Raw genomic sequence first — 25,083 nt, forward strand, 5'->3', positions numbered from 1 at the left:
ACGATTATTTTTGCATGGCGGCATACGCGGTCGCAAACAATTTCATCTGCCGGATCATAGCCAACAATCCGTTGGCGCGCGTCGGCGAGAGGTTCTGCGAAAGACCGATCCGGTCGATAAAATAGAGATCGGCATCGCGCACCTCTTCGGGCGTATGCCCGTCCAACACGCGAATCAACAGGGCGATAATCCCTTTGGTGATAATGGCGTCGCTGTCGGCCGTAAAGTGCATCCGTCCTTCGTCGTCGAGCCGGGCGTCGACCCAAACCCGGGACTGACATCCTTTTATCAGAAATTGTTCGGTCTTATGCTCCGGAGCGATCGCGGTCAACCCGTTCCCGAGCTCGATCAGGTAGCTGTATCGGTCGAGCCATTCGTCGAATACGCTGAATTCGTCGATAATCCGGTCTTGTTCCTCGTTGATACTCATTGACTGTATTTATTAATCCTTCGATTATCTGTACTTGCCCAGGAGGGTACTGTTCTCTTTGTGAACAAAGAGAACCAGAAAAACTTTAGAGCGCATCCCTGCGGGATGCTCTGGCCGTGTCTGCCCGATTGGTTGGGCTGGATTTCCCAGTGTGGCGCGCTAATAATGGGCGAGAACCCCACGCGCGCCGCGCCTGAAAATCCAGCCCAACGAAACAAGGCAGAGAGAACACGTGGTCGGCCCGTTGGGCCGACCTCTGCAAAAGTCTTTTGGGTACCTTTTCTGAAGAAAAGGTACGGTTCCATGCGGGTAGACACAGTAATCGAACGGTTAAAAATTCCGCACACCCGCATTCCACAGGAAGAACGACCAGATATCGGCCTGTTCCTGAATAGACTTCGAGATCGGTTTGCCCGCCCCGTGACCCGCATCCGACTCAACACGCAACAGAATCGGATTTTCGCACCCCTGCGCCGCCTGGAGCGTCGCTCCGAACTTGAACGAGTGCGCCGGAACCACCCGGTCGTCGTGATCCGCCGTCATGATCATCGTCGGCGGATAGCAAGTCCCCCGTTTGATATTGTGCAGCGGCGAATACTTATAGAGGTACGGGAAATCCGCCGCATTGTCCGCCGAACCGTACTCCACGACCCAGCCCCAACCAATCGTAAAACGGTGGTAACGCAACATATCCAACACCCCCACCATCGGGAAAGTCGCACAGTAGAGATCCGGCCGCTGCGTCAGACACGCCCCGATCAGCAGCCCCCCGTTCGAACCGCCCGCGATGGCCAGTTTCTGCGGCGAAGTGTATTTTTCCGCAATCAGATATTCGGCTGCCGCGATAAAGTCATCGAAAACGTTCTGCTTCTTCTCCAGCATCCCCGCCCGGTGCCAAGCCTCGCCATACTCGCCCCCGCCCCGGATATTGGCCAGCGCATAAATCCCCCCCTGCTCCAGCAACAGGATGTTCGACGCCGAGAAACCCGGCGTGCGGCTGATGTTGAACCCGCCGTAGGCATAGAGGTAGACCGGATTCGAGCCGTCCCGTTTCAGCCCCTTCTTATAGACCAAGAACATCGGCACCCGGGTACCGTCTTTCGACGGATAGAAGACCTGTTCGACCGTAAAGGCCGAGACATCGAAATTCACCTTCGTTTCGTGGTACAACGTCGAAGTGCCGTCCGCGATCGTGTAGCGATACGAAGTCGGCGGCACATTGAAACTGCTGAAGCCGTAGAACACCTCGGTGTCCTCCGCCTCGCCGCTGAAACCGCCCGCCGTACCGATCCCCGGCAGCGCGATCTCGCGCACCAGAGCGCCATCGAAACCGTACTGATAAACGCGGCTCGACGCATCTTTGAGATATCCGGCGAAGATCGCCCCGCCGGCCGTGGTCGCCCACTCCAGCAGGTTTTCAGACTCCGGAATCACATCCGTGGCCACCGGCACAGCGGCATTCAAATCGACCGATACCAGCCGGAAATTCGGCGCCGCGTCATTGGTCAGCACATAGGCCGTGTTCCCGATGCAGTCCACGATGGAATAGTCGTTGGCAAACCCCTTGAAGAGCGTTTTGAACGACGCGTTCGGCACGGTCAAATTCTTATAAAGTATCTCGTTTCCGCTCGTCCCCTCGGAACCGACGATAAAGAGCCACCGGAAGTCGTCGCTCACGAAGCCCGAGAAGTAACGCAACGGGTGCGTTTTATCTTCGTAGATCAGCCGGTCTTCCGCCTGCGAAGTCCCCAGCTTATGAAAATAGACTTTCTGAAATTCGTTTTTCGCGGAGTATGCGCTCGCCCCCTCGGCCGGTGCGTCGTAGCGGCTGTAGTAGAAGCCGCCGTCTCCCCAGCTGGCGCCGCTGAACTTCACCCATTCGATCTTGTCCACCAATTGCTTGCGCGTAGCGACCTCCATCACATAGATATCGACCCAGTCCGACCCTGATCGGGAAACGGAATAGGCCGCATAGCGGTCGTCTTTCGAGAAGGTGACGGTATTCAGAGCCACGGTTCCGTCCTTCGACAAGGTGTTGGGGTCGAGGAAGACTTCCGGCGTGCCGTCGAGTCCTTTCTGGTAGTAGAGCACGCTCTGGTTCTGCAACCCGTCGTTCCGGTAGAAGAAGTAGTACTCGCCGACGCGGAACGGTGTCCCCTCTTTCGGATAGTCGTAGAGTTCGGTGAGCCGCTGTTTGATCTGTTCGCGATAAGGAATCTGCGCCAGATAGTCCTGTGTCACGGCATTCTGAACGGCCACCCAGGCTGCGGTTTCGGTCGACCGGTCGTCTTCGAGCCAACGGTATGGGTCTGCCACCTGCGTGCCGTGATAATCGTCCACCACGGTGGTGTCTTTACGGGTTTCGGGGTAAGGTTTCGTTTTGATAGCCATCGTGCTTTGACAGCCGGCTGTGAGTGCGGCAACGAGAAGTGCCGCTCCGGCAAGGTAATAACGGTTCATCGGGGTTGTAACGTTTTCGATTTTGCGATTGCGGAGGTAAAATTAATCGTTTTTTTGCGTATTTCGATTTTGTTCGTATCTTTGTCTTCGAATTTCATGGTGGCCGTGCAACGGCTCTTCGCTTCGCAAAAGGTGAAGACGTGAAATGAAAGGTTAATAGCAGCTTTGCATGAGGCTTGTGTTTTTCGGGTAGACACCCCCGCCAACGTCTACCGCTACGGAAAATATGGGTCTCATGCTTTTTTGTATGCTGAATTATTAAGCGGGGCAGGCCTTTCTGAGGCCGGAATGCCCGCCCCGGGCTACCTCCCTCGGGATACAGGTGCCGCGAACTATCTCGGACACGGCGGATACAGCTGGTCTTCCTCTGTCAACGGTGCCAACAGCATGCACTTGAACTTCTATACGCAGTACCTTCTTCCCAACCACGCGAGCCATCGTGCCTACGGTTTTCAGTTGCGTTGCCTCTCGGAATAAACGGGGCACGTGCCCGCGGTGGGCAAGGGGCAGGAGCTACCCTAATATTAGACAGCCTCTACCCTACTTTTGAGCTGAATCCTGCGGTTCGCAGAACCGCGCGGGCCGAAGCCACCCCAGGCGTAGGCCTGCAACTTCGCAGAGCTCGTTGCGTCCACGCTGGCTCCGACCCGAATCACAAGAGCACATTCCTATCGGTTGAATGAAAGCGCGCCACATGGCAGGCCGGACGCCCGGGAGAAACCGCAATTCTCGGCGCGTAAGCGGCGTGTTGCGGGCCGTTGGGTAGCAGAAGCACAGCCTTTTTCTGTCGGGTTCGGCCTGTCGCCCATCCCCCCGAAGCCGCATAGCGGCTTCGGCGACAAGGCCGGCGGTTCGGAGAACCGCACTACTCGCTCTCGGCCCAAAGCTCGGCAAAAAAGCACAGCCCAATTCTCCGCCCCGTGTCCTCCTCACTGCGGCTCCGCTGTCGCTCCGCCGCACTTTCGCGCGCCTTGCGCGATTCATCTATATTCGGCTCACCGCCGAAATAGTTGAATCGCGTCTTCAGGCGGCGGCGCGCATCTTTGGCTACGGGAGGAGACTGCCCTCGGGCCGGGCAGGCCCCGCGTGCCCGCGGCGGGCAAATGGCAGCCTCTACCCCAAGGCCGCCTCTACCCCCATTCTTTGTTCGCGCGCCTTGGGAAATCTTGTCAAAACGCGCAAGCGCATTTTGACGATTTCCCTCTTAAGGCGTCGGCGCGCGATCTAAACACTGCCCCGGCTGGAACTGTTCTCGTTGGCTTCGCCTTCCTCCTCGCCGCTCGGCAATTTGCAAACTGCGTTTGCATTGCCCTCGCTGGCAGCGTCGGTTGTGAACAAAGAGACCCAGAAAAACTTTAGACGGATGCTCACGCATCCTCAAGCTACCGGGAGCCCAACTCGTTACCCCGTTCTCTGTCCCGCACGCTAGCGTGGACAAGGAGCCCCCCTACGCCGTGGCCGGAGTCTCGGACGGAGAGGTCGGATAAGAGATCCGACCGTGATAAATATTGTTCAGCCGAGTCTTGAAAAGCTCTTTGATACGCGTCACCTCGGCGAACGAAAGATCGGCCTGACTCAGCTGGTGCTCGGCGATCTGACGGTCGATGATGCGATCCACCAACTCGTCGATCGTCTCCCGGTCGTAGTTCGCCAGCGAGCGAGACGCCGCCTCGACCGAGTCCGCCATCATACAGATCGCCACCTCTCGCCTCACCGGCTTCGGCCCCGGATAGACGAACTCCTCCGGATGCTCCACCTTGCCGTGCAACCGCTCCTCCTCGACATAGAAATAATACATCTTCGACGTCCCGTGGTGCCGCGAGATAAACTCCTGAATCACCGCCGGCAGACGATGCTTCCTCGCCAGCGTAATCCCCTCGGTCACATGCGACCGCACGATCGCCGCGCTCTGAGACGGGCTCAGCATCGAATGCGGATTGAAATTTCCCGTCTGATTCTCAACGAAGTAGAACGGATTCTCCATCTTCCCCACATCGTGATACAGCGCCCCCGCCCGTGCCAGCAACGGATTGGCCCCGATCTCCTTCGCCGCGCTCTCGGCCAGCGACGCCACCTGCACCGAATGCTGGAACGTCCCCGGCGCTTTCTCCGCCAGCTGCAACAACAACGGCTGGTTCGTATCCGACAGCTCCAGCAGCGTGATGTCCGACACGAAGCCGAAAACCCGTTCGAAGATGTAGATCAACTGGTAGAAAGCCAGCATCAGGAAAGCGCTCGCCACGAACCACAGCATGCCCGAATAATCGACGAAAACCGTCCCCCGTTTCATCCACAACAGAGCGACATAGATCAACTCCTGCACCAGCAGCACCGCCCCCACCGCACGAAAGACCCGGTGACGCTGGTAGGCGTGTCGGATCACGAAAATCGCCGTAATCCCCGCCAAAAACTCCACCGTAAAGAATTCGAAACTGAATCGCACGAAGAGCGACGCAATCAGCACCACCGAGATATTGCCGAAAATCGCCACCCGCGTATCGAAAAAGGCCAGCAACAGAATCGCTACCACCGGCAACGGCACCGCATACGGACTCAGGAACTGCGTCCGCACCACCAGCGCCATCAGCCCCGCCATCACCACATAGAGCGTGAAGACGAACAACATCGGTCGCCAGGCCGTAAAATGGTGCTGCGAGAAGTAGGTAAAGAAGACGTAACTCAAGGTCAGCAACGCCGCCATCACCAGAAAACGGCTCAGAAACAGCACCGTCCCGCTAATCCCCCTCCCCAGTCGGTTTTCGTACTCGCGCCGATAAGAGGTCAGTACCGTCGCCGTGTGACGGTCGATCAGCTGCCCCTTCGAAACAATCACCTCGCCCGTCCGCACGATCCCCTCCGTGAGCGACAGCCTCGAAAGAAGCTCCTCCCGCAACCGGGCGTTGAGCGACCGGTCGTAGACAAGCGACGGCGTCAGGTAGCGCGTCGCCTGCTGCGGATCGATCCCCTCGGTCTTTTGCAGGTAATCCATCGCCGTATTGGGCGTGAAAATATCGGTCGCAAACCGCCCCGACAGGACATGGGCGCTATCGATCCGCACCATCCGGTCGGTATGGGCCGCCCGGTCGGCCTCGCTCACCACCCCGCGGCCATAGACGCGCCGAAAAGCGCGCCAAATCCGCTCGCGCCGTTCGTCCGACAAAGAGGAACTGGCCGCCAGATCGGCCCGCAGCGTGCGCAGCTGAGCCTCGCCCACCGCCGGATCGAGCCGGAAAACCGGCTGGAACTCCTCCATCAAAGCCTTTCGTTCGGCATTCAGCTGTTCGGCCTCCTTATAGACCGGCACATCGAACGGCGCGACGAGCGTCTCCTCTTCCCACGTCTCGCCGGGTGCGAAATTGAAATTCATGGCTGCCCGCTGCGGCATCATCACCGTGATGAGCAGCGAAACCCCCAACAGCAGACCGATTTTGCGTAATATCATGGTTTTTCGAACGTTTTAAATCCCTCGCCGAGCGTCTCGTGCGCATCGACCACAATCATGAAAGCCTCCGGATCGACCTGCCGGATGCGGTCGCGAATGAGCGACACCTCGCGCCGCGACACCACGACGAAGATCATCTCCTTATCCGCCCCGGTGTACATGCCGCAGGCCTTGATATAAGTCCCGCCCCGTTCCAAGCCGTCGAGGATGAAGTCGCGAATCTCGACGTGCCGTTCCGAAAGGATGAAGAGCAGTTTATCTCCCGATCCGCCGTCCACGATGTAGTCGATCACACGCGACGAGACAAAGATCGTAACCAACGAGTAGAGCGGCAGCCGCCAATCCCCCAACACGGCCAAACCGAAGAGCACGACCAGCGAATCGACATAGAGCACCGCCCGGCTGATCGGCATGTGGAGATAGCGGGAAGCGATCATCGCGATGATGTCCGTTCCGCCCGACGTGGCATGGGTCTTGAGGATCAGCCCCACGCCGGCCCCCAGCAGCGTCCCGCCGAAAAGGCAGCTGAGCAGCACATCGCCCGCCAAGTCGATCTTGCCGCCGAGCATCGTGGCCGGATCGGAACCGATCATCCAGGTCATCCCGTCCATAATCACCGGCGTGAGCAGCGCCGCCACGACGGTCTTCGCCCCGAACCGCGCCCCGAACAGCCGAAACCCGATCAACAGGAGCGGAATATCCATCGACAGCCCGTAGGTACCGACCTGGATCTTCGGGAAAAGATAGTTGAGGACGACCCCCATCCCGTAAACGCCGCCCGGCACGATCCGATAAGGGGTGATAAAGAGGACGTAGGCCGTGGCGATCAGGATCGACCCGACCACGACATAGGCCCATTGACGTATCTGTTGCTGTGTATTCATGCTCGAAACCTCCGAACAGGATGCTGTGTATGATGCAAATGTAGTGAATTTCCACGCTTCGCCGCAACGGAACGGGCCGGACGGTCGTTTTGCACCGCCGCACGAGCGGAATCGCGCAAAATCATTAATTTTGCTCGCCTGAAACGACACACGATGTTAGACCGCACCCGACAACCCGACTTCCAACTCCCCGACCGGCTGACCATCCCGGAAACGATCTACTCCGAGCTGCCCAACGGCATCCGGTTCTGGACGATCGACGCGGGGACCCAGCCGCTGTGCCGGCTGAGCCTCGTCTTCGGCGCCGGAACGCGCTACCAGCCGGCGCCGTTCACGGCATCGGCCGCGCTCAACCTGATGAGCGAGGGAACGGCGCACTACTCGGCGGCACAGATCGCCGAACGGTTCGACTTCTACGGCATCTACTACGACACCTCGATCGACCGCGACTATGCGATCGTGACGGTGAGTTGCCTGAACCGCTTTCTGCCCCGGACGCTGGAGTTGCTGAGCGAGATTCTGTTCGAGCCGCAATTTCCGGAACACGAACTGGAGATTTATGCCGCCAAACGGAAGCAGCAACTGACGATCGAGCGCGAAAAGCCGTCGTATCAGGCCCGGGAGCTCTTCTCACGGGCGCTGTTCGGAGCCGAGCATCCGTATGGCCGCAGCTCGGCGGCCGAGGCCTACGACGAGCTGAATGCGGATCTGTTGCGCGAGTTCTATGAGACGCACTACCGGGCCGGGAATCTCTTTGCGGTGGCTTCGGGCCGGATCGCGCCGGAGGTACGGAGTGAGATGGAGCGATTCCTGAGCCGCTTCGAGGCGGGCCGACCGGTCGTCGACCCGGGCGTTCCACCGACGGAACCGACGAGCCTGATCCGCGAGCAGCGAACAGGGGCGTTGCAGTCGTCGATCCGGCTCGGGCGGACGCTCTTCCCGAAGGAACACCCCGATTTCAACGGGATGCAGGTGGTCGCCACGATTCTGGGGGGCTACTTCGGTTCGCGGCTGGTCAAAAACCTGCGCGAGGAGAAGGGATACACGTACGGCATCTATTCGGCGATGGTGAACCTCCAGCACACGGGCTATTTCGCCGTGGCGACGGATGTCACGGCGGCGGCGACAGACAAGGCAGTGGCCGAGATTCTGCGCGAAGTGGAGCGGCTGCGGACAGAGACTGTGCCGACGGCGGAGCTGGAGATGGTGCGGAACATCATCGTGGGCGAGATGATGCGGATTTTGGACGGGCCGTTCGGGGTGGCGGACATGACGATCGAGAACGTCCAGTGCGGGATGACGAACCGGGCGGTGGAGGCCTTTTTCGACGAGGTGCGGACAATCACGCCGGAACGAATTCGGGAACTGGCCGGGCGGTGGCTCGATCCGGCTGCGTTCAGCACGGTGATTGTCGGGGCATAAAAATTTTCGGGACGGATGGAAAAGATCGTCGCACTGTCCGAAAAGCGGTCGTTCCGAGACCTTTTATTAGAGGCCGATCCGTCGGAAGAGATGGTGGAACGCTATCTGGCCGAAGGAGAGATGTGGGTCTGGCGGGACGACGCGAAGCGAGTGGTCGGTGAGGCGGTGGTGGACACGACGGTCGGCGAAATCAAGAATCTGGCGGTAGTCGCCTCCCTCCGGGGGTCGGGCTGGGGACGAGCCATATTGGACGACCTCTGCGCGCACTACCGGGGCCGGTTCATGAGCCTGAAGGTGGGTACGAGCGACGGAGGACGGGGATTCTACGAACGCTGCGGATTCCGTTACTCCCATACGATTTCGAATTTCTTTACCGAACGCTATCCGGCACCGGTGATCGATGAAGACGGCACGTTGTGCCGGGACATGATCATATTGGAACGACTGCTGTAACTCGTTCTATATATTAAGAAGCGAATCCGGCGATGGAGCCTTTCGATGCTCTCGCCGGATTCGCTTTTCTTATGCCTATTATAATATAGAATATCCTACAATCCATCTCCCCCCGCCGAGCTCGAAGCATCCTGCATCGGTGCCATCGCTTCGTTCAGCATCTCCATATCCATGTCCTGCCCCCCGCCCGAGACGATGAAGCTGTAGATCATAATCGCGATCACGACCAACGCCGCAATGATGGCGACGATCAGCCACACATCCGCCTTAGTCCGCTGCTGCGGTCGCCGACGCACCGGCGGTCTCCGCCCTCCCGGATACGGTTGCCCCGGCCGGGAAGCTCCCTGCCCCGGTCTCGTCGGCCGTCCCGCTCCCTGAGCCGCCCCTCCCGGCCGCCCCTGTTGTCCGGGCTGCTGCGGCTGGCGTTGCGACGGGGGAATCATCCCCGCCTGCTGCTGCATCGGTTGCCCCATCGCCGCCTGTTGCTGTTGTCCCTGCTGCGGCTGCATCGGTTGTCCCGATTGCTGCCCTCCTCGTACCCCCTGCTGCGGCTGCATGGACGGATGGGGTCTCTGCCCCGGTTGTATCGGTCTTTGTCCCGGCTGGATCGGCTGCTGCCCCATCGCCTGCTGATGCTGCGGTCTTTGCCCCGGTTGTATCGGCTGTTGCACTGGTTGCTGCCCCATCACCTGCTGATGCTGCGGCGCCACCGGCTGAGTCCGCATCGGCTGCTGCGGCGGAATCTGCGGCATCTGCGGTTGCTGCTGCCGCATCGGTTGTTGCTGAATCCCCGGATAGGTGCCGAACAACGAGGCAGGCTGTTGCTGTCCCTGCAACTGCCCCGGCTGCCCCATCGGCGGCTGCACCTGTATCGTCTGCGGGCGCGTCATCACCGGCGGTTTGGTCATCACCGGCTGCACGGGCACCGGTTCCGCCTCCACAATCTGTTCCATCACCGGCTGCGGCTGCGGCGGCGCCTGCCGTGCCATCCGCTCGCTCTCGACCTCCGCCCTGCTCCGCTCCGGCATCACCCCCTCCTTGAGGGTGATCGACCCGTTGGCATCCGCGGCCAACATCCCGACCCCTTCAATATAGTAGCGTCCGGACGAAGCCAGCGACTGCCGCACGTAAACGACGAACTCGGCGATCATCCCGCGCGCGTCCTCCGACTCGACCCCGTATTCGCGAATCAGGGCCTCGGTCACCATCCCGTCGTCCTTGCGCAGGAACGGACTGAATACCAGCTGCTCACCCCTCGGCCCCTCCTTTTTGAGAAAGGCGCCGAAATCGGGAATCACCACCCGGCGGTGCTGCGCGATGAGTTGCTTGAGTAGGTTATTGTCCATCGAATGCTCTCTCTAATTTGTCCCAATATTACGAAAAAAAAATCATATGACCAATTTTCGACACTATTTTCCCGGCGGAGCGTCACTTTTCACCCCCTCGCACCCCCTTGCCGGCACACGTCCGACGACGGCGCGGAACCGACCGAAATAACTCGAAATTAATGACCTTCGACCGTCGGACGTAACGAAAATTATCGCATCTTTGCACTCGATTCGCAAAGAGAGCAAAATCCGGGCCGTCCGGATCGCCCGAATCGAAGCCAGGTAACCGAGCCGCTTATCCACTTCAGACCCCCATCCGGCGAAGATGAAAAACAAGTACATCGACCTCATCGAGCAAACCTTCGAGTTTCCTCAGGACGAATTCAGCGTCGTAGACAACAACCTCAACTTCCACGACGTACCGTTGATGGATATCATCAAACAGTACGGAACGCCGCTGAAGATCAGCTACCTGCCGAAGATCAGCTCGCAGATCCAGAAGGCCAAGAAACTCTTCAACGTAGCGATGGCGAAGGTGGACTACAAGGGTTCGTACAACTACTGCTACTGCACCAAGAGCTCGCACTTCTCGTTCGTACTGGAGGAGGCGCTGAAGAACAAAATCAACCTCGAGACCTCTTCGGCCTACGACATCCACATCATCAACGCGCTGTACGACAGCGGGATGCTCGATAAGGACACCTTTATCGTCTGCAACGGGTACAAGCGGCCGCAGTATGTCGAAAACATCGCGGGGCTCATCCACGCCGGATTCGTCAACACGATTCCGGTGATCGACAACAAGGAGGAACACGAGCTACTGGACGCTGCGATTCATAAACCGTGCCACCTCGGCATCCGGATCGCATCGGAAGAGGAGCCGAAGTTCGACTTCTACACCTCGCGCCTCGGCATCCGGTACCGCGAAATCAAGAACTACTACCTCGAAAAGATCAAGCCCAACAAGAAGTTCCGGCTCAAGATGCTGCACTTCTTCATCAACACCGGGATTCGCGACACGGCTTACTACTGGAACGAACTTTCGAAGTGTCTGGCGGTCTATTGCGAGCTGAAGAAGGTCTGCCCGGAGCTCGACTCGCTGAACATCGGCGGGGGTTTTCCGATCAAGAACTCGCTCGCTTTCGACTACGACTACGAGTACATGGCGGAGGAGATCGTTGCGCAAATCAAGAACTACTGCAACCTCAACGAGATCGAAGAGCCGAACATCTTCACCGAATTCGGATCCTTCACCGTGGGCGAAAGCGGCGCGACGCTCTACTCGATCATCAACCAGAAGCAGCAGAACGACCGCGAGCTGTGGTACATGATCGACTCGTCGTTCATGACCACCCTGCCGGACACTTGGGGCATCAACCAGCGCTACATGATGCTGCCGATCAACAACTGGGACAAGGAGTACCAGCGGATTTTCCTCGGCGGTCTGACGTGCGACAGCGAGGACTATTACAACGCCGAGGCGCACCAGAACGCGATCTTCCTGCCCAAGCTCTGTCCGGGCGAGACGCAGTACATCGGATTTTTCCACACGGGGGCTTACCAGGAGTCGCTGGGCGGCTACGGCGGGGTGCAACACTGCCTGATTCCGGCACCGAAACATATCATTATCGACCGCGACAAGGAGACTAACGAGTACTATACGCGTCTCTTCGCCAAGGAGCAGAGCTATCGCTCCATGATGCGCATTTTGGGATATTAATCCGCCGACCACCCGTGCTATGCCCCATCCGCTCGTATCGGTCATCGTGCCCAACTACTGCCATGCGCCTTACCTTCGGGAACGGCTCGACAGCATTCTCGGCCAAACCTTTCGGGAGTTCGAACTGATCCTGCTGGACGACTGCTCGACCGACGATAGCCGAACCGTGCTGGAGTCCTACAAAAACCATCCTCGGGTCAGTCGCATCGTTTTCAACGAGACCAACAGCGGCTCGACCTTCCGCCAATGGGCCTTGGGATTCGGATTGGCACAAGGGAAATACATCTGGATCGCCGAAAGCGACGACGTCGCCGAACCCGCTTTCCTCGAAAAATGTATCGCCGAACTGGAAAGCGACCCGGCCTGTACACTGGCCTACACCAACAGCATCGCCATCGATTCCGATTCCGTTCCGCTTCCGGGACGGCTGCACAACCGGAAACCGTTTCGAAAAGAGGGACGCCGCTTCGTCATCGAAAAAATGTTCACCGGCAATGCCATCTACAATGCCAGCATGGCCGTGTTCCGCAAAAGCGCGCTGGCGAACGTGACGGAGGATTACGCAAAATACCGCTACTGCGGCGACTGGCTCTTCTGGAGCCGGATCGCCCTCGGCGGACGGGTGGCCTATCTGGCCGAACCGCTCAATCGGTTTCGCCAGCACCACGTAAAAGTTTCACCACGAGCCAAAGCCGAAGGACTACAATTCATCGAAGGCAAAGAGGTGATCGAAACGCTGTTCCGGCTCACAGGCGTATCCTCCGCGTTCCGTCGCGCCGTGATCGGACGGTGGCTGCAACGCCTCGAACGATTCGGCGACACCGCACGACCGGAACTCTTTCGCCGGGTGCAAAGCCTCTGGCTCGCCGACTACCCGCATCCGAAACGCCTGCGCCGCTGGCGCCGATTGTATCACCTGCTGCCGCGTCCGTTCCGACGCTAAAACCACCCTCCTCTTCGCATGATCGAATTTCAGAAAAGAACGCTGGCCAACGGTCTGACCGTCATCGCACACGAAGACCTCTCGACCCCGATGGCGGCCGTCAACGTGCTCTACAAAGTGGGCTCGCGCAACGAAGCATACGACCGGACAGGCTTCGCCCACCTGTTCGAACACCTGATGTTCGGCGGCTCGATCCACGTGCCGAACTACGACGAACCGGTGCAACTGGCCGGCGGCGAGAACAACGCCTTCACCAACAACGACTATACGAACTACTATCTGGCCCTGCCCAAAGAGAATATCGAAACGGCACTGTGGTTAGAGTCGGATCGGATGCTCTCGCTGGCCTTCAACGAAAAGAGCCTCGACGTGCAGCGCAAAGTGGTCGTCGAGGAGTTCGCACAACGGTATCTGAACCAACCGTACGGCGACATCTGGCTGCTATTGCGGCCGTTGGCCTACGAACGGCATCCGTACCGGTGGGCGACGATCGGGCGGGAGATCGATCACATCCGCCGGGCGACGATGGAAGAGGTGCGGGCTTTCTTCGACCGCTACTACCGGCCGGACAACGCCATTCTGTCGGTGGCGGGGGATTTGCCGCCCGAACGGGTTTTCGAGCTGGCCGAGAAGTGGTTCGGCGAGATTCCGGCGGGAGGATTCGAACCGGATTCGCTGCCGGCCGAACCGGAACAGACCGCTCCGCGGCGGCTGGAGGTGCGGCGGCCGGTACCGGCTTCGGTGATCTACATCGCCTTCCACATGGGCGACCGGCGGAGCCGGGAATACACGGTGTGCGACGTGGCGTCGGACATCCTGAGCAACGGGACGTCGAGTCGGCTCTACCAGCGGCTGGTTCAGGAGGCGAACCTCTTTTCGCAGGTGAATGCCTATGTTTCGGGGGATGTCGATCCGGGCTTGTTCGTCGTGACGGGCTATGTGATGGAGGGCGTGCCGGTGGAGCGGGCCGAAGCGGCTTTGTGGCACGAATTGAAACTCCTCTGCACGGAACCGGTCGGAGCGTATGAGTTGGAGAAAGTCAAGAATAAGTTCGAAGCGACTCAGATTTTCAGCGAGTTGAATGTACTGAACAAGGCGATGAACCTGGCCTATTTCGAGATGTTGGGCGACGCGGCCCTGATCGACACGGAGGTCGCGGAGCACAACTCGGTGACGGCGCAGGAAATTCAGGAGGAATCGCGCCGTTTGTTCCGCCGCGAGAACAGTTCGACACTGCTTTACCTGGCCGAGTCGGCGGAATAAACGCCGCCGCGTCCTTTCACGTTCCACCGCCCCGGGCTACCGCCATCGGGATACGGGCGCGCCGGTGAACGTCAGCGGCAACGGTTACAGCTGGGCTTCCACGGTCAGCGGCACCAATGGCATGTACTTGGGTTTCTACGTGACGTGGCTCAATCCCAGCATTGCGGACGGCCACGCCTACGGTTTTCAGTTGCGTTGCCTCTCGGAATAAACGGAGCAGACGCAACCGCATCCTCATTTTCGTCCGTAATCAGGCCTTCGGCCGCCGGATAAACAGAAACGTCTTATTCTCTGTCCCCTCGCGCAACCGTTTGATATTCTTGCGATGGGTAATCAGCAACACCACCGCCACCAGAACCCCGAAAAGGAGTTTATACGGCCGGAAACCGTCGATCAACAGAATGTAAAACGGGAAAAGCACTCCTCCCGTCATCGATCCCAACGAGACATAGTGGCTCACCGCCAGCACAATCACAAACGTGGCCAGCCCCATCAGCATCGGTATCGGCGCAATGGCAAGCATACAGCCCGCCATCGTCGCCACCCCTTTCCCGCCTTTGAAACCGGCGAAAATCGGGAAAATATGTCCCAGAATCGCCGCCGCCGTCAGCCCGATTTTCAGGAAAAAGAGTCCGTCGCCCTGCAAGTCGGCCAAATGGGCCAACATCACCGCCCCATACCCCTTTGCCGCATCGATCACAAAGACCGGCAACGCCGCCCGACGCCCCAATACCCGAAGCGTATTGGTCGCCCCGGCATTATGACTGCCGTACTCCCGCACATCGGTGCGGTAGAACCACCGCCCGATCCACACCGCACTGGGAATCGACCCCAGCAAATACCCGCCGATCAACAATAGACAGATGATCCAAATCATAATCGAATCTGTTTCAATAGCTTTCGTAATCCAATCGGCCGCCCCTCCGCGACCTCGTTTCACCGCTCCTCAGACCTTTTCGTCGCCCCCGAACCTTTCCCGAGAAACCACCCCTCACCCATTCCGCCCGCCCCGGGCTTCCACGACGCAGGTGATTACGGAATATGGGGCGATCCGATGCTCGTCGGAAATCATGGTTCCAATTGGTCTGTCAACGCCATGACAACTTCCGGTATCTTTTTAAACTTTTTCGCCTTACATTTAAACCCCAACGGAACTACACATCGGGCTACTGATCTTCAGTTGCGTTGCCTCTCGGAATAAACGGGGGAAGACCCTACTCTGCAAAAGTAGGAAAAGCGCAGGGAATCGCAAAAAATACCTAAATTTGAACCGTTGCCGTCGTTCCACCAAGACCCCATGTTCAGAAAACTCTTCTTTACCCTCGGACAAATCTACCAAAGCTGGCTCGCCGCTCTGGAAAGCGTAGTCATCAACAAACTCCGCACCGGCCTCTCCCTCGGCGGCGTCACCATCGGCATCTTCGCCATCATCACCGTCTTCACTCTCGTCGACTCGATGGCCCTCCACATCCGCCAGGGGATCGAATCGCTCGGCAGCAACACCCTCTATGTCAGCAAATGGCCGTGGGAAGGGGGCGGAGAGTGGTGGAAATACAGCAACCGGCCGCAGGTCAGCCTCGACGAATACCGCGAGACCCAGGCCCTACTGCCCCAGGCCGAAGTCGCTTTCATGACCAGTTTCAACCGCACGGCCCGGCACGGGAGCCTCTATGTCGACAACGCAACCGTGCTGTGCGTCAGCCACAACTACGACCGGATACAGACCACCGAGATCGATCAGGGACGTTACTTCACCCCCTTCGAATCGGCACACGGCAGTCGCGTCGCGATTCTCGGGCCGGAAATCGCCGAACAGCTCTTCGACGGGAGCGACCCCGTAGGCAAAACCATCCGCATCGGCGACATCAAGCTGCACGTGATCGGCCTCCTGGCCAAAGCCGGCAACAGCGTGGCCTTCAACAGCCTCGACCGGAGCATCCTGATCCCGCTGTCACTGACCGGCAATTTCATCAACCTGCGGTGGGCCCCGACCGACATGATCATCACAGGCCCCGACGGAACCGACATGGAAAACCTCAAAGCCGAGGTCAGCTCCATCATGCGCCGCCTCCGGCGGCTCAGCCCCCAGACCGAAGACAACTTCGCCCTCAACGAAGTCAGCATCATGAACAACATATTCGACGAGATGTACCGCAAAATCAACCTCGCGGGCGGCATTATCGGCCTCTTCTCGATCCTCGTGGGCGGCTTCGGCGTCGCCAACATCATGTTCGTCACCGTGCGCGAACGCATCGTCCAGATCGGCATCCAGAAGGCACTCGGAGCACGTCCCTATTTCATCCTCTGCCAGTTTCTCTTCGAAGCGATGATCCTCTCCGTGATCGGCGGAGCGATCGGACTCGCCATGGTCTACATCGGCACCCTGCTGGTCAACCACTTTTCCAATTTCACCCTCGTGCTGACCTTCAGCAACATCCTGCTCGGACTGACCATCGCGTCGATCGTAGGAGCCGTGGCCGGGCTCTTTCCCGCCTGGAGCGCCGCCCGGATGGACCCCGTTCAGGCCATCTCCCACACCTGATAAACTCGGATAAACGAGTTATCTTTGTCCCCTCGTAACCCCGTCGCGCACCCGTTACCGTTGCGCGATCCAACCCGAACGCTTATGAAAAACCGAATCACCCGCCCCTTCGGCCTCCTCGTCGCGGCACTCTTCGCCGCATCGTGCAGCCACGCGCCGGAGAGCGACGATCTCGCCTCGCTGGTCAATCCCTTTATCGGAACGGACGGCCCGGGAAACGTCTACCCCGGCGTCAGCGCCCCGTTCGGCATGGTGCAGCTCTCGCCCGACAACGGCACCAGCGGCTGGGATCGGATCGCCGGCTACTTCTGGCCCGACACCACGATCGCCGGCTTCTCGCACACCCACCTGAGCGGAACCGGAGCAGGGGATCTGTACGATATCTCTTTTATGCCCGCCGTGCCGCCGTTCAAAACGGGGAAAGGCGAACTGGGCGTCTACTCCACCTTCCGCCACGACGACGAACAGGCACAGGCCGGGTATTACAGCGTGCTGCTGAAAGATTACGACACCCGGGTGGAGCTGGCGGCGACCGAGCGGTGCGGCATGCAACGCTACACCTTTCCGGTGACCGACCGGGCCACCGTCTTCGTCGACCTCTCCAAAGCCATGAACTGGGACTACACCATGGGTTCCTACCTGCGTGTGGTGGACGACCGGACGATCGAAGGATACCGTTTTTCCGAGGGGTGGGCGCCCGATCAACGGGTCTACTTCACGGCCCAATTCTCGCAACCCTTCGCCTCGTACACGATCGACACCGTGGTCTCGGTGCATCGCGACAGCACCTATAACGGCATCCGGAGCCACATCGGACGGTTCGTCTTCCGCACCACGAAAGAGAACCGTTCGGTGACGGTGCGGACGGCCATTTCGGCGGTGGACATCGAGGGAGCGCGGCGCAACCTGGCGGCCGAGATGCCGTCGTTCCATTTCGACAGCGTGCGCGCCGCACAACGGGCAGTATGGAACGCCGAACTCGCGAAAATCGAAGTCCGCGGCGGCACGCACGACGAACGAGTCTCTTTCTACACGGCCCTCTACCGGACGATGCTCGCCCCGACGCTCTTCGACGACGCGGACGGCCGCTATTTCGGGCCGGACGGTCGGATACACGCCGGTAAGGTACCGGGCGAGGGGGGGCACAACTACTCGACCTTCTCACTGTGGGACACCTATCGGGCGGCCCATCCGCTCTACACCTTTACGCAGCCGGAACGGGTGAAAGAGATGGTGACTTCGATGCTCGACTTCTACGACCAGCAAGGGATGTTGCCCGTCTGGCCGTTGTGGGGCAACGAAACGGACATGATGATCGGCTACCACGCGGTGCCGGTGCTGGTCGAGGCGGCGCTGAAAGGACTCCTGCCGGATTCGACGCTCGACCGGGTGCTGACGGCGTGCGTGGCGACGGCGAACCGAGACGACTATCGGGGAATCGGGCTCTATAAAATGCTGGGCTATGTGCCGGCAGACCTGGAAACAGAGTCGCTCTCGAAGACGCTGGAGTACGCCTACGACGACCACTGCATCGCGCAGCTGGCGCGGCGGATGGGGCGCGACTCGCTCTACAACGAATTCATCCTGCGGTCGAAGAGCTACATGAACCTCTACCAGCCGGCTTCGGGTTTCATGCAACCGCGGCTCTCGACGAACGAATGGCTGCCGGGCTTCGATCCGAAGGCGTATACGGAGCACATCACGGAGAGCAACGGCTGGCAATACCTCTGGGCGGTTCAGCAGGACGTCGAAGGGTTGATCCGCCTGATGCGGGGGCCGGAACAGTTCGAAAAGCGGCTGGACGAGATGTTCACGCTCGATCCGGAGGCGACGGACTCGCTGCCGATTTTCAGCACGGGGATGATCGGCCAGTATGCGCACGGCAACGAGCCGTCGCACCATGTGGCGTACCTTTACGATTACATCGGCAAGCCGGAAAAGACGCAGCGATATGTGTCGGAAATCATGCGGACACAATATGCGAACCGTCCGGACGGTTTATGTGGTAACGAGGATTGCGGCCAGATGTCGGCCTGGTATGTCTTCAGCGCGCTGGGATTCTATCCGGTGGATCCGGTGAGTCTGAACTATGCGATCGGGACGCCGCTGTTCGAGGAGTCGATCATCCGGCTGCCGAACGGCAAGAGCTTTACAGTCCGTGCTCCGGGCGTTTCGGCGAAACGTTACCGGATCGAAAAGATGACTCTCAACGGACATCTGCTGAGCACACCGTTCCTGACCTGGCGGGACATCGTCTCGGGAGGCGAGCTGGACATCGTGTTGCGGGAAGAAGAGTAAAGAACTGGGATAACCATTTCCCCACCGCAGGCACGAGAAGGCTGCCCGACCGCCCCATTTCCGCCAGCGCGCGGACAAAGGGTTGGGCCGAGGCTGCCAGTTGAAATGCGTAAGCATTTCCCGTCCACGGGACGTGGGGCCTGCGCGGCCCGAGCGCAGTACCCTCCCGTAGGACAGCCGCGCGCCCCGCCTAAAGAAGCGATTCAACTATTTCGGCGGTAGCCGAATATAGATGAATCGCGCAAGGCGCGCGGAAAACTCGATTTTGTGCGAAAACTCCGTCGCCCACCCGCTTAAGAGGGCATATTCTGCCGGTTGGCGCTCGGCCAATCCGGCAAGAATTGCCGCGGGCGACGTTTGGGAGCAGACACGCCCAGCTTTCGCGTGCCGAGCGGCACCGGCGGAGCGACAGCGGAGCCGCAGTGAGGCGGACACGGGACGGAGAACTGGGCTGTTCTTTGGGCTGCGACTGTTCTTCGGGCGCGAAAACCGATTACGGTTTTCGCGCCGCCCTGGCCGAGCTTGGAGCTGGAATTTGGGCTGAGCTTTTGGCTGGGTTTTGAACCAAGCTTTTGCGGTTCGAAGAACCGCTCGGGCCGAAGCCTCCCCCAGCGGAGGCCCGCAACTCACGTTGCTGTGGACCCCGCAGGCTTCGACCCGCTTGAACTGAGAGTGAATAGCGCGATTCCAAGAGGAATCGCTGTCCTCGGCGAGGGCGACGCATCAGCGGCGTGAGGGGGGCGCGCCGATGACGAATCCGACAGATTGGGGTAATAAAGAAAATGTTGCTATTGCGGTTCTACGAACCGCAATAGCAAACCACAAACAAAGGGTAGAGACGTCCCGGTTCGAGTGCCAAACGGCACCGCCCCGGGCTACCGCTACGCACGTTCAGGCCAACCCACCAACGTCGGCAGCCGCGGATATAGCTGGTCAACCGCAATCGGATGGACCCACGGAATGTTTTTGTACTTCGACACGATGATACTCGGGCCCAGCGGTCTGGACAGCCGCGGCCACGGTCTTCAGTTGCGTTGCCTCTCGGAATAAACGGTGCCGCTCGGCATCCGAAAGATGGCTGGAACTACCCCAAGCAACTGGCCGGGTACCCTAAACACAGCCTCGACCCCAACCCACGGCAACCCCGACCAAGATCTACCCCAAGCAACCGGCAACAGCGGCCCGAAACCGCCCGTAACGCCCCAAACCCTTTAAGGACTACATACAAAGCCCCGAAGAGTAACCATTGATCCGTCATGGAAAACGACCTTATACAGACCGACTACCTGGCCGGCCTCAATCCACCCCAGCGGAGCGCCGTCGAAAACTACGACGGCCCCTCGCTGATCATCGCCGGAGCAGGCTCCGGCAAAACCCGCGTGCTCACCATGCGGATCGCCCATATGTTGCAACGAGGTGTTTCGCCCTACCACATCATGGCCCTCACCTTCACCAACAAAGCCGCCCGCGAAATGCGCGACCGCGTCGCCAAGATACTGCCCTACGACGCCGTGCGGGGACTCTGGATGGGCACCTTCCACTCCCTTTTCAGCCGCATCCTGCGCGCCGAAGCCCAGGTGCTGGGCTTCCCCGAAGCCTTCACCATCTACGACACCGCCGACAGCCGGAACGTCGTCAAAGCCATCATCCGCCAGCTCGAACTGCCCGACGAGCAGTACAAACCCAACGACGTCTACGCCCGGATCTCGCTCGCCAAGAACAACCTCGTCCTGCCCGAAGCCTACGCCGCCAACGCCGTGCTCACCGAAGAGGACGCCCGCGCCAAGCGGCCGAGACTGGCCGAGATTTACGCCCTCTACATGCGCCAGTGCCGGCAGAACGGAGCCATGGACTTCGACGACCTGCTGCTCTATATGAACATCCTGCTGCGCGACCACCCCGAAACCGCACGGAAATACGGCGAACGATTCCAATATATCCTCGTCGACGAGTATCAGGACACCAACTACGCCCAATACCTGATCGTCAAGAAACTGGCCGACGCCCACCGGAACATCTGCGTCGTGGGGGACGACTCCCAGAGCATCTACTCCTTCCGCGGAGCCCGGATCGAAAACATCCTGCGGTTCCAGCAGGACTATCCCGAAGCCCGGATCTTCAAACTCGAACAGAACTACCGCTCGACCCGCACCATCGTCGAGGCGGCCAACAGCGTCATCGAAAAGAACAGCCGCAAGCTGCCCAAACACCTCTTTTCCGAAAACGAACAAGGCGATCCGATTCGCGTGATCTGCGCCCTGAGCGACAAAGAAGAGGCCCAGCGCGTCGCCGGAGATATCCACACCACCCTCTATCGCGACCGCGCCACGGCCGACGAATTCGCCGTACTCTACCGCACCAACGCCCAGTCGCGCGTGATCGAAGAGTACCTGCGGGGGAACAATATTCCGTATCGGATCTACGGCGGCCAATCGTTCTACCAGCGGGCCGAAATCAAAGACGCCATCGCCTACCTGCGTTTAGCCATCAACCCGCGGGACGACGAGTCGTTGAAACGCATCATCAACTTCCCGGCCCGAGGGATCGGCGACACGTCGGTCAGCCGAATCGTCGCCGCCGCTCAGGCCGAGGGGATTTCGATGTGGGAGGCCCTCCTGCGCCATACGCCGGAAGAGCTGGGAGTGCGCGGTGCGGCGATAAAGAGCCTGTCGGCCTTCGTCCGGAACTTCACCGAACTGTTCCAGCAGGCGGGTGAGATGGACGCCTACGAACTGGCCATGGAGGTGATGGCCCGGTCAGGACTGGTGGCGCACTACCGGAACAGCCCCTCGATCGAAGACGAATCGCGGTTGCAGAACGTCGAAGAGTTGATCAACTCCATCCGGGAATTCGTCGATGCGCAGTCCGCCACCGACACGGAAACGGAAGAGGAGGAGACTGTGGAGATCGACAACGAGACACCGGCTGCCGATGCGCCGGAGGAGACCGCAGAGGAGGAGACAACGAAAAAAGCGGTCACGCTCGACCAGTGGTTGCAGGAGATCGCCCTGCTGACCGACATGGACGACAGCAAGGAGGACGACACGCCGCGGGTAACCCTGCTGACCGTTCACGCTTCGAAAGGGCTGGAGTTCAAGTACACCTATATTATGGGGCTGGAAGAGAACCTGTTTCCCAGCCAGCGGGGAGCCTCCTCGGCACAGGACGTGGAGGAGGAGCGGCGGTTGTTTTACGTCGCCCTGACCCGGGCCGAGAAACGGGCGACGCTGAGCTTCGCCCTCTCGCGGTTCCGCTGGGGGAGCGTCGTGCCGTCCCAGGCGAGCCGGTTTATCAAGGAGATCGACCCGAAATATCTCGACATGCCGACCTTGCCCGACACGGATGTCTTCGGAGAGCCCGAAGACGAAAACGCCTCGTTGCGGAACCGATGGAACGCTGCGAGAGGGGTGGCGACAGGTCGTTCCAAAGGAGTGGAAGGCGATCCGCGCCCTGCCTTCCAGCGCTACCAGCGCAAGACGGCTCCGCCGACGAGCGGAAACAGTGCCGCGACGCAACCGCCGGCGGGATTCCGCAAAGTGGAATCCCGCCCCGCCTCGGGCACAGCTGCGCCGCAGGGCAAACCGTTGGATAGCGCAGGCGACCTGACCATCGGTGCACGGGTGGCCCATGCCCGGTTCGGAGTCGGCACGGTGACGGCGTTCGAGCAGACGGCGACAGATACGAAAGTGACCGTCCGGTTCGAAGCGGCGGGTGTCAAGACTCTGCTCCTGAAGTTCGCCAAACTGCGGCTGCTGTAGAGGATGAGAGGCGGTTTTACCGCCTCTCTCTCAGAATCGGTATTTCAATTTGAGTCCCAAACCCAGGAATACGCCTTCGTAATCCACCGTTTTCACCCGCTTGTCTTGATCGCACAGGAACGGATTGACATGAATTTCCGGTTCGAGAATCAGCCCTTTGTACAAAACGATGTCTTTGCTGAACGTGAGATACGCCCCGTATCGGTCGTGATACGTGGCAAACGCCTCCCCACGATATCCCCCCTCGGATTTCGAGACGGCAAAATCGACATGGAATCCGGCACTGAAATTCAATATCTTCGAATAGAATTTATAACCTAACCGCAGCGAAACATACTGAAGGTTGTAGTTATATTCATAATATTCCACCTCAGGTCCTCCTGCGGAGTACAATTTCTCCGTATAAGAAAATTTTCGGTCAAAGATTCCGACCTCCACTCCGCTGTGCTTTGAAAATTGCGCCTCGCTGAACAAGCCGTATGAGGGCGAAAATTTCCCGTCGTCCGATCCGCCCAACTGCCACTCCGGCATAAAGCCGAAACCAGCCGAGTAACGATTCTTAAAACGTTCCTGAGCCCCGGCTTGCCCTGGGCCCCACGCCATAACAAAGGCCACAGTTATGACGAGCCCTATTTTCATGTAAGTTTTCATAATCAATCTTTTTTGTTTTTGAAAAGTCGGGATAAACACAATTATTTAGGCTGAATATCACAAACCATCTGAAGTGCAGCATTGAAATTGTACCCGCCCCGAGTATCAAAAATTCCGGGGGTAACCCAACAATCATAGCTACCATTCCAACCCCAATTCACATGTTGGAACGTATATAAAGTTTGATAATTCCGATTCACGTATTCTGAACCCTGAAGATGCCCCTCATACCAATAATTAATCCGATAAACCGTATAATATTCTTCCATTTGGACTCCATCAACAATCCAAGCATGAGCCACATTGGCCTGATCATCTATCCCCTGCATATACACCGGATTCCCTTTTAACAGATTATTATTCACCACGGTTCTGTTATAGGTAACCAGTGTCCCTGCACGATAACCATAATGATTCAAGGTGCGAGTCACATGTTTGCCCGATGCCGAACTACCTCCAACCCCATAAGTAACAGCCAAAAGTTCAGGACGACCTAAATCATAACACAACTCAGAAATGCTATTGATTGCCTCGGAAGAAATACCATTCCACGCTTGTATCGGGAATTGTTCCCACAAATAGGTTTTGTTACCATTGGTACCGATCTTATGATAATTCATAATCTGAGCTACCGCCGTCGTCACACAACCTATTGGGACATCGGTTCCATAAACGGCACCCACTTGAATATTGTATGGACAATACTGTCCCCACTTCGTTTTAATACGAATGATAGAAGAGATCGGGTCGGATCTATATTCATATAACTCTTCCGTGATATTGTCCACCGGCATATCGACATATTCGATACCGTTCCACACCGGATACCGGGTCTGAGGCATGGAGCTCCGGTCTCCGAATCTTCCGTATTTATATACCAGCCGATTATAGATCGAGTCGCCCCGCATCGCCTCCAGCCGATCGATTTCAGAAACCATGTACGTTTGCAGACACTGAATGAAATATTCCATACCCGGATGTAAATCGTCCGAGCTGTAATTCCCCTCTCCTGAAAACGCCAGCACCTCATGGATGCGTTTATCTCCGGCAACCAACGCAAACCCGGCATCTTGGCCGAAAGCAACCACATAGATTTTCGGAACGACCGTTATCGTTCCGTCGCTTTTTGTCAGAGGAACCGTCGCAACAATGGAATCCGCAATTATCGACTGTCGGCATATCTTTCCGGTTTTAGTTTTTAATTCGGTTCGACCGAGCACCTCGGCCACCACCTGAGCTTTTTTCAAAATATCGGCTTTCGAAAGCACATAATCCGTATTCAGCAGCACGAATCGTTCGGCCTCTTCGGCCGTCAGCACCGTTTCGTCTTGTTTAGGAATTTCCGGTTCCGAAAACGACGTTTTTCGACAGGCAGAAAACGACACGATCATCCCTGCCAAGAGAATGACACACTTTTTCATGATTTTAGAGATAAGAAAGGGTTAGTAGCGCTATAAAGATATAAAAAATCCGACAAAGACAAAGTTTC

Annotated in this window: 20 protein-coding genes; 11 read left to right on the forward strand and 9 right to left on the reverse strand. The window is 58.4% G+C overall.

The annotated features are described in order from the left end of the window. Positions 1–4: 4 nt before the first annotated feature. The 4 genes from Q9S52_RS02170 to Q9S52_RS02185 all read right to left on the reverse strand — a co-directional run bounded on the left by Q9S52_RS02170 (position 5) and on the right by Q9S52_RS02185 (position 7,216). Positions 5–430 (reverse strand): SufE family protein, encoded by a 426-nt coding sequence (locus Q9S52_RS02170; protein WP_297626698.1) that lies wholly within the window; start codon positions 428–430, stop codon positions 5–7. Between the two features lie 330 nt (positions 431–760). Further along, positions 761–2,821, reverse strand: a complete 2,061-nt coding sequence (locus Q9S52_RS02175) for a prolyl oligopeptidase family protein (RefSeq protein WP_304708025.1) — start codon at positions 2,819–2,821, stop codon at positions 761–763. Positions 2,822–4,337: 1,516 nt separating this feature from the next. Then, positions 4,338–6,332, reverse strand: a complete 1,995-nt coding sequence (locus Q9S52_RS02180) for an HD family phosphohydrolase (protein ID WP_304708026.1) — start codon at positions 6,330–6,332, stop codon at positions 4,338–4,340. Continuing rightward, positions 6,329–7,216 carry a YitT family protein gene (locus Q9S52_RS02185; protein ID WP_300727048.1) on the reverse strand — a complete coding sequence of 296 codons (888 nt, stop codon included), beginning with the start codon at positions 7,214–7,216 and terminating at the stop codon, positions 6,329–6,331. The genes Q9S52_RS02180 and Q9S52_RS02185 overlap by 4 nt, the downstream gene beginning before the upstream one ends. A gap of 153 nt (positions 7,217–7,369) precedes the next feature. Here Q9S52_RS02185 and Q9S52_RS02190 point away from each other — a divergent pair, with 153 nt between their 5' ends. Together Q9S52_RS02190 and Q9S52_RS02195 are read left to right on the forward strand one after the other, a co-directional pair. Then, on the forward strand, positions 7,370–8,638 hold the full coding sequence (locus Q9S52_RS02190; protein ID WP_304708027.1) for a pitrilysin family protein: 1,269 nt from the start codon (positions 7,370–7,372) through the stop codon (positions 8,636–8,638). Positions 8,639–8,653: 15 nt separating this feature from the next. Then, positions 8,654–9,091 (forward strand): GNAT family N-acetyltransferase, encoded by a 438-nt coding sequence (locus Q9S52_RS02195; RefSeq protein WP_304708028.1) that lies wholly within the window; start codon positions 8,654–8,656, stop codon positions 9,089–9,091. A gap of 95 nt (positions 9,092–9,186) precedes the next feature. Here Q9S52_RS02195 and Q9S52_RS02200 read toward each other — a convergent pair whose 3' ends face one another. Both Q9S52_RS02200 and Q9S52_RS02205 read right to left on the reverse strand, forming a co-directional pair. Next, a complete protein-coding gene (locus tag Q9S52_RS02200) occupies positions 9,187–10,437 on the reverse strand; it encodes a hypothetical protein (RefSeq protein WP_297626677.1) in 1,251 nt (416 codons plus the stop codon). A 63-nt stretch (positions 10,438–10,500) separates the two neighbouring features. Beyond that, positions 10,501–10,770 carry a hypothetical protein gene (locus Q9S52_RS02205; RefSeq protein WP_297626674.1) on the reverse strand — a complete coding sequence of 90 codons (270 nt, stop codon included), beginning with the start codon at positions 10,768–10,770 and terminating at the stop codon, positions 10,501–10,503. Here Q9S52_RS02205 and Q9S52_RS02210 point away from each other — a divergent pair. The 4 genes from Q9S52_RS02210 (at position 10,745) to Q9S52_RS02225 (ending at position 14,556) form a co-directional block, all read left to right on the forward strand. Beyond that, the gene (locus Q9S52_RS02210; protein WP_304708029.1) at positions 10,745–12,139 is read left to right on the forward strand and encodes an arginine decarboxylase; all 1,395 of its coding nucleotides are present in this window, start codon (positions 10,745–10,747) and stop codon (positions 12,137–12,139) included. The two genes, Q9S52_RS02205 and Q9S52_RS02210, sit on opposite strands and share 26 nt — an antisense overlap. Before the next feature lie 19 nt (positions 12,140–12,158). After that, positions 12,159–13,082 carry a glycosyltransferase gene (locus Q9S52_RS02215; RefSeq protein ID WP_297626672.1) on the forward strand — a complete coding sequence of 308 codons (924 nt, stop codon included), beginning with the start codon at positions 12,159–12,161 and terminating at the stop codon, positions 13,080–13,082. A gap of 18 nt (positions 13,083–13,100) precedes the next feature. Beyond that, positions 13,101–14,345 carry a pitrilysin family protein gene (locus tag Q9S52_RS02220; protein ID WP_300828905.1) on the forward strand — a complete coding sequence of 415 codons (1,245 nt, stop codon included), beginning with the start codon at positions 13,101–13,103 and terminating at the stop codon, positions 14,343–14,345. A 64-nt stretch (positions 14,346–14,409) separates the two neighbouring features. Next, positions 14,410–14,556 carry a hypothetical protein gene (locus tag Q9S52_RS02225; protein ID WP_297830972.1) on the forward strand — a complete coding sequence of 49 codons (147 nt, stop codon included), beginning with the start codon at positions 14,410–14,412 and terminating at the stop codon, positions 14,554–14,556. Between the two features lie 39 nt (positions 14,557–14,595). Here Q9S52_RS02225 and plsY read toward each other — a convergent pair whose 3' ends face one another. After that, positions 14,596–15,222 carry a glycerol-3-phosphate 1-O-acyltransferase PlsY gene (gene plsY, locus Q9S52_RS02230; protein ID WP_297626667.1) on the reverse strand — a complete coding sequence of 209 codons (627 nt, stop codon included), beginning with the start codon at positions 15,220–15,222 and terminating at the stop codon, positions 14,596–14,598. Positions 15,223–15,399: 177 nt separating this feature from the next. On the opposite strand from plsY, the gene Q9S52_RS02235 reads away from it, so the two are divergent. The 5 genes from Q9S52_RS02235 to Q9S52_RS02255 all read left to right on the forward strand — a co-directional run bounded on the left by Q9S52_RS02235 (position 15,400) and on the right by Q9S52_RS02255 (position 22,943). After that, positions 15,400–15,546: a hypothetical protein gene (locus Q9S52_RS02235; RefSeq protein WP_304708030.1), complete on the forward strand. Its 147-nt coding sequence runs from the start codon at positions 15,400–15,402 to the stop codon at positions 15,544–15,546. Positions 15,547–15,642: 96 nt separating this feature from the next. Further along, the gene (locus Q9S52_RS02240) at positions 15,643–16,887 is read left to right on the forward strand and encodes an ABC transporter permease (RefSeq protein WP_304708031.1); all 1,245 of its coding nucleotides are present in this window, start codon (positions 15,643–15,645) and stop codon (positions 16,885–16,887) included. 84 nt (positions 16,888–16,971) lie between these two features. Continuing rightward, positions 16,972–19,185: a GH92 family glycosyl hydrolase gene (locus Q9S52_RS02245; RefSeq protein WP_304708032.1), complete on the forward strand. Its 2,214-nt coding sequence runs from the start codon at positions 16,972–16,974 to the stop codon at positions 19,183–19,185. An 852-nt stretch (positions 19,186–20,037) separates the two neighbouring features. Beyond that, positions 20,038–20,235: a hypothetical protein gene (locus Q9S52_RS02250; protein ID WP_304708033.1), complete on the forward strand. Its 198-nt coding sequence runs from the start codon at positions 20,038–20,040 to the stop codon at positions 20,233–20,235. Positions 20,236–20,441: 206 nt separating this feature from the next. Next, positions 20,442–22,943 carry an ATP-dependent helicase gene (locus tag Q9S52_RS02255; protein WP_304708034.1) on the forward strand — a complete coding sequence of 834 codons (2,502 nt, stop codon included), beginning with the start codon at positions 20,442–20,444 and terminating at the stop codon, positions 22,941–22,943. A 30-nt stretch (positions 22,944–22,973) separates the two neighbouring features. On the opposite strand, the gene Q9S52_RS02260 is transcribed toward Q9S52_RS02255, so the two are convergent. Next, positions 22,974–23,594, reverse strand: coding sequence for a hypothetical protein (locus Q9S52_RS02260; protein ID WP_304708035.1), 621 nt, complete (start codon positions 23,592–23,594; stop codon positions 22,974–22,976). 41 nt (positions 23,595–23,635) lie between these two features. Continuing rightward, positions 23,636–25,015, reverse strand: coding sequence for a C10 family peptidase (locus tag Q9S52_RS02265; RefSeq protein ID WP_304708036.1), 1,380 nt, complete (start codon positions 25,013–25,015; stop codon positions 23,636–23,638). Positions 25,016–25,083 lie beyond the last annotated feature (68 nt).

This window comes from uncultured Rikenella sp. (assembly GCF_948810725.1).
Classification (GTDB): Bacteria; Bacteroidota; Bacteroidia; order Bacteroidales; family Rikenellaceae; genus Rikenella.

Bases quoted from the DNA above. Each gene is read 5' to 3' on its own strand.
- Q9S52_RS02170 (WP_297626698.1), bottom strand. From the start codon at position 430: ATGAGTATCAACGAGGAACAAGACCGGATTATCGACGAATTCAGCGTA.
- Q9S52_RS02175 (WP_304708025.1), bottom strand. From the start codon at position 2,821: ATGGCTATCAAAACGAAACCTTACCCCGAAACCCGTAAAGACACCACC.
- Q9S52_RS02180 (WP_304708026.1), bottom strand. From the start codon at position 6,332: ATGATATTACGCAAAATCGGTCTGCTGTTGGGGGTTTCGCTGCTCATC.
- Q9S52_RS02185 (WP_300727048.1), bottom strand. From the start codon at position 7,216: ATGAATACACAGCAACAGATACGTCAATGGGCCTATGTCGTGGTCGGG.
- Q9S52_RS02190 (WP_304708027.1), top strand. From the start codon at position 7,370: ATGTTAGACCGCACCCGACAACCCGACTTCCAACTCCCCGACCGGCTG.
- Q9S52_RS02195 (WP_304708028.1), top strand. From the start codon at position 8,654: ATGGAAAAGATCGTCGCACTGTCCGAAAAGCGGTCGTTCCGAGACCTT.
- Q9S52_RS02200 (WP_297626677.1), bottom strand. From the start codon at position 10,437: ATGGACAATAACCTACTCAAGCAACTCATCGCGCAGCACCGCCGGGTG.
- Q9S52_RS02210 (WP_304708029.1), top strand. From the start codon at position 10,745: ATGAAAAACAAGTACATCGACCTCATCGAGCAAACCTTCGAGTTTCCT.
- Q9S52_RS02205 (WP_297626674.1), bottom strand. From the start codon at position 10,770: ATGAGGTCGATGTACTTGTTTTTCATCTTCGCCGGATGGGGGTCTGAA.
- Q9S52_RS02215 (WP_297626672.1), top strand. From the start codon at position 12,159: ATGCCCCATCCGCTCGTATCGGTCATCGTGCCCAACTACTGCCATGCG.
- Q9S52_RS02220 (WP_300828905.1), top strand. From the start codon at position 13,101: ATGATCGAATTTCAGAAAAGAACGCTGGCCAACGGTCTGACCGTCATC.
- plsY (WP_297626667.1), bottom strand. From the start codon at position 15,222: ATGATTTGGATCATCTGTCTATTGTTGATCGGCGGGTATTTGCTGGGG.
- Q9S52_RS02235 (WP_304708030.1), top strand. From the start codon at position 15,400: ATGCTCGTCGGAAATCATGGTTCCAATTGGTCTGTCAACGCCATGACA.
- Q9S52_RS02240 (WP_304708031.1), top strand. From the start codon at position 15,643: ATGTTCAGAAAACTCTTCTTTACCCTCGGACAAATCTACCAAAGCTGG.
- Q9S52_RS02245 (WP_304708032.1), top strand. From the start codon at position 16,972: ATGAAAAACCGAATCACCCGCCCCTTCGGCCTCCTCGTCGCGGCACTC.
- Q9S52_RS02255 (WP_304708034.1), top strand. From the start codon at position 20,442: ATGGAAAACGACCTTATACAGACCGACTACCTGGCCGGCCTCAATCCA.
- Q9S52_RS02260 (WP_304708035.1), bottom strand. From the start codon at position 23,594: ATGAAAACTTACATGAAAATAGGGCTCGTCATAACTGTGGCCTTTGTT.
- Q9S52_RS02265 (WP_304708036.1), bottom strand. From the start codon at position 25,015: ATGAAAAAGTGTGTCATTCTCTTGGCAGGGATGATCGTGTCGTTTTCT.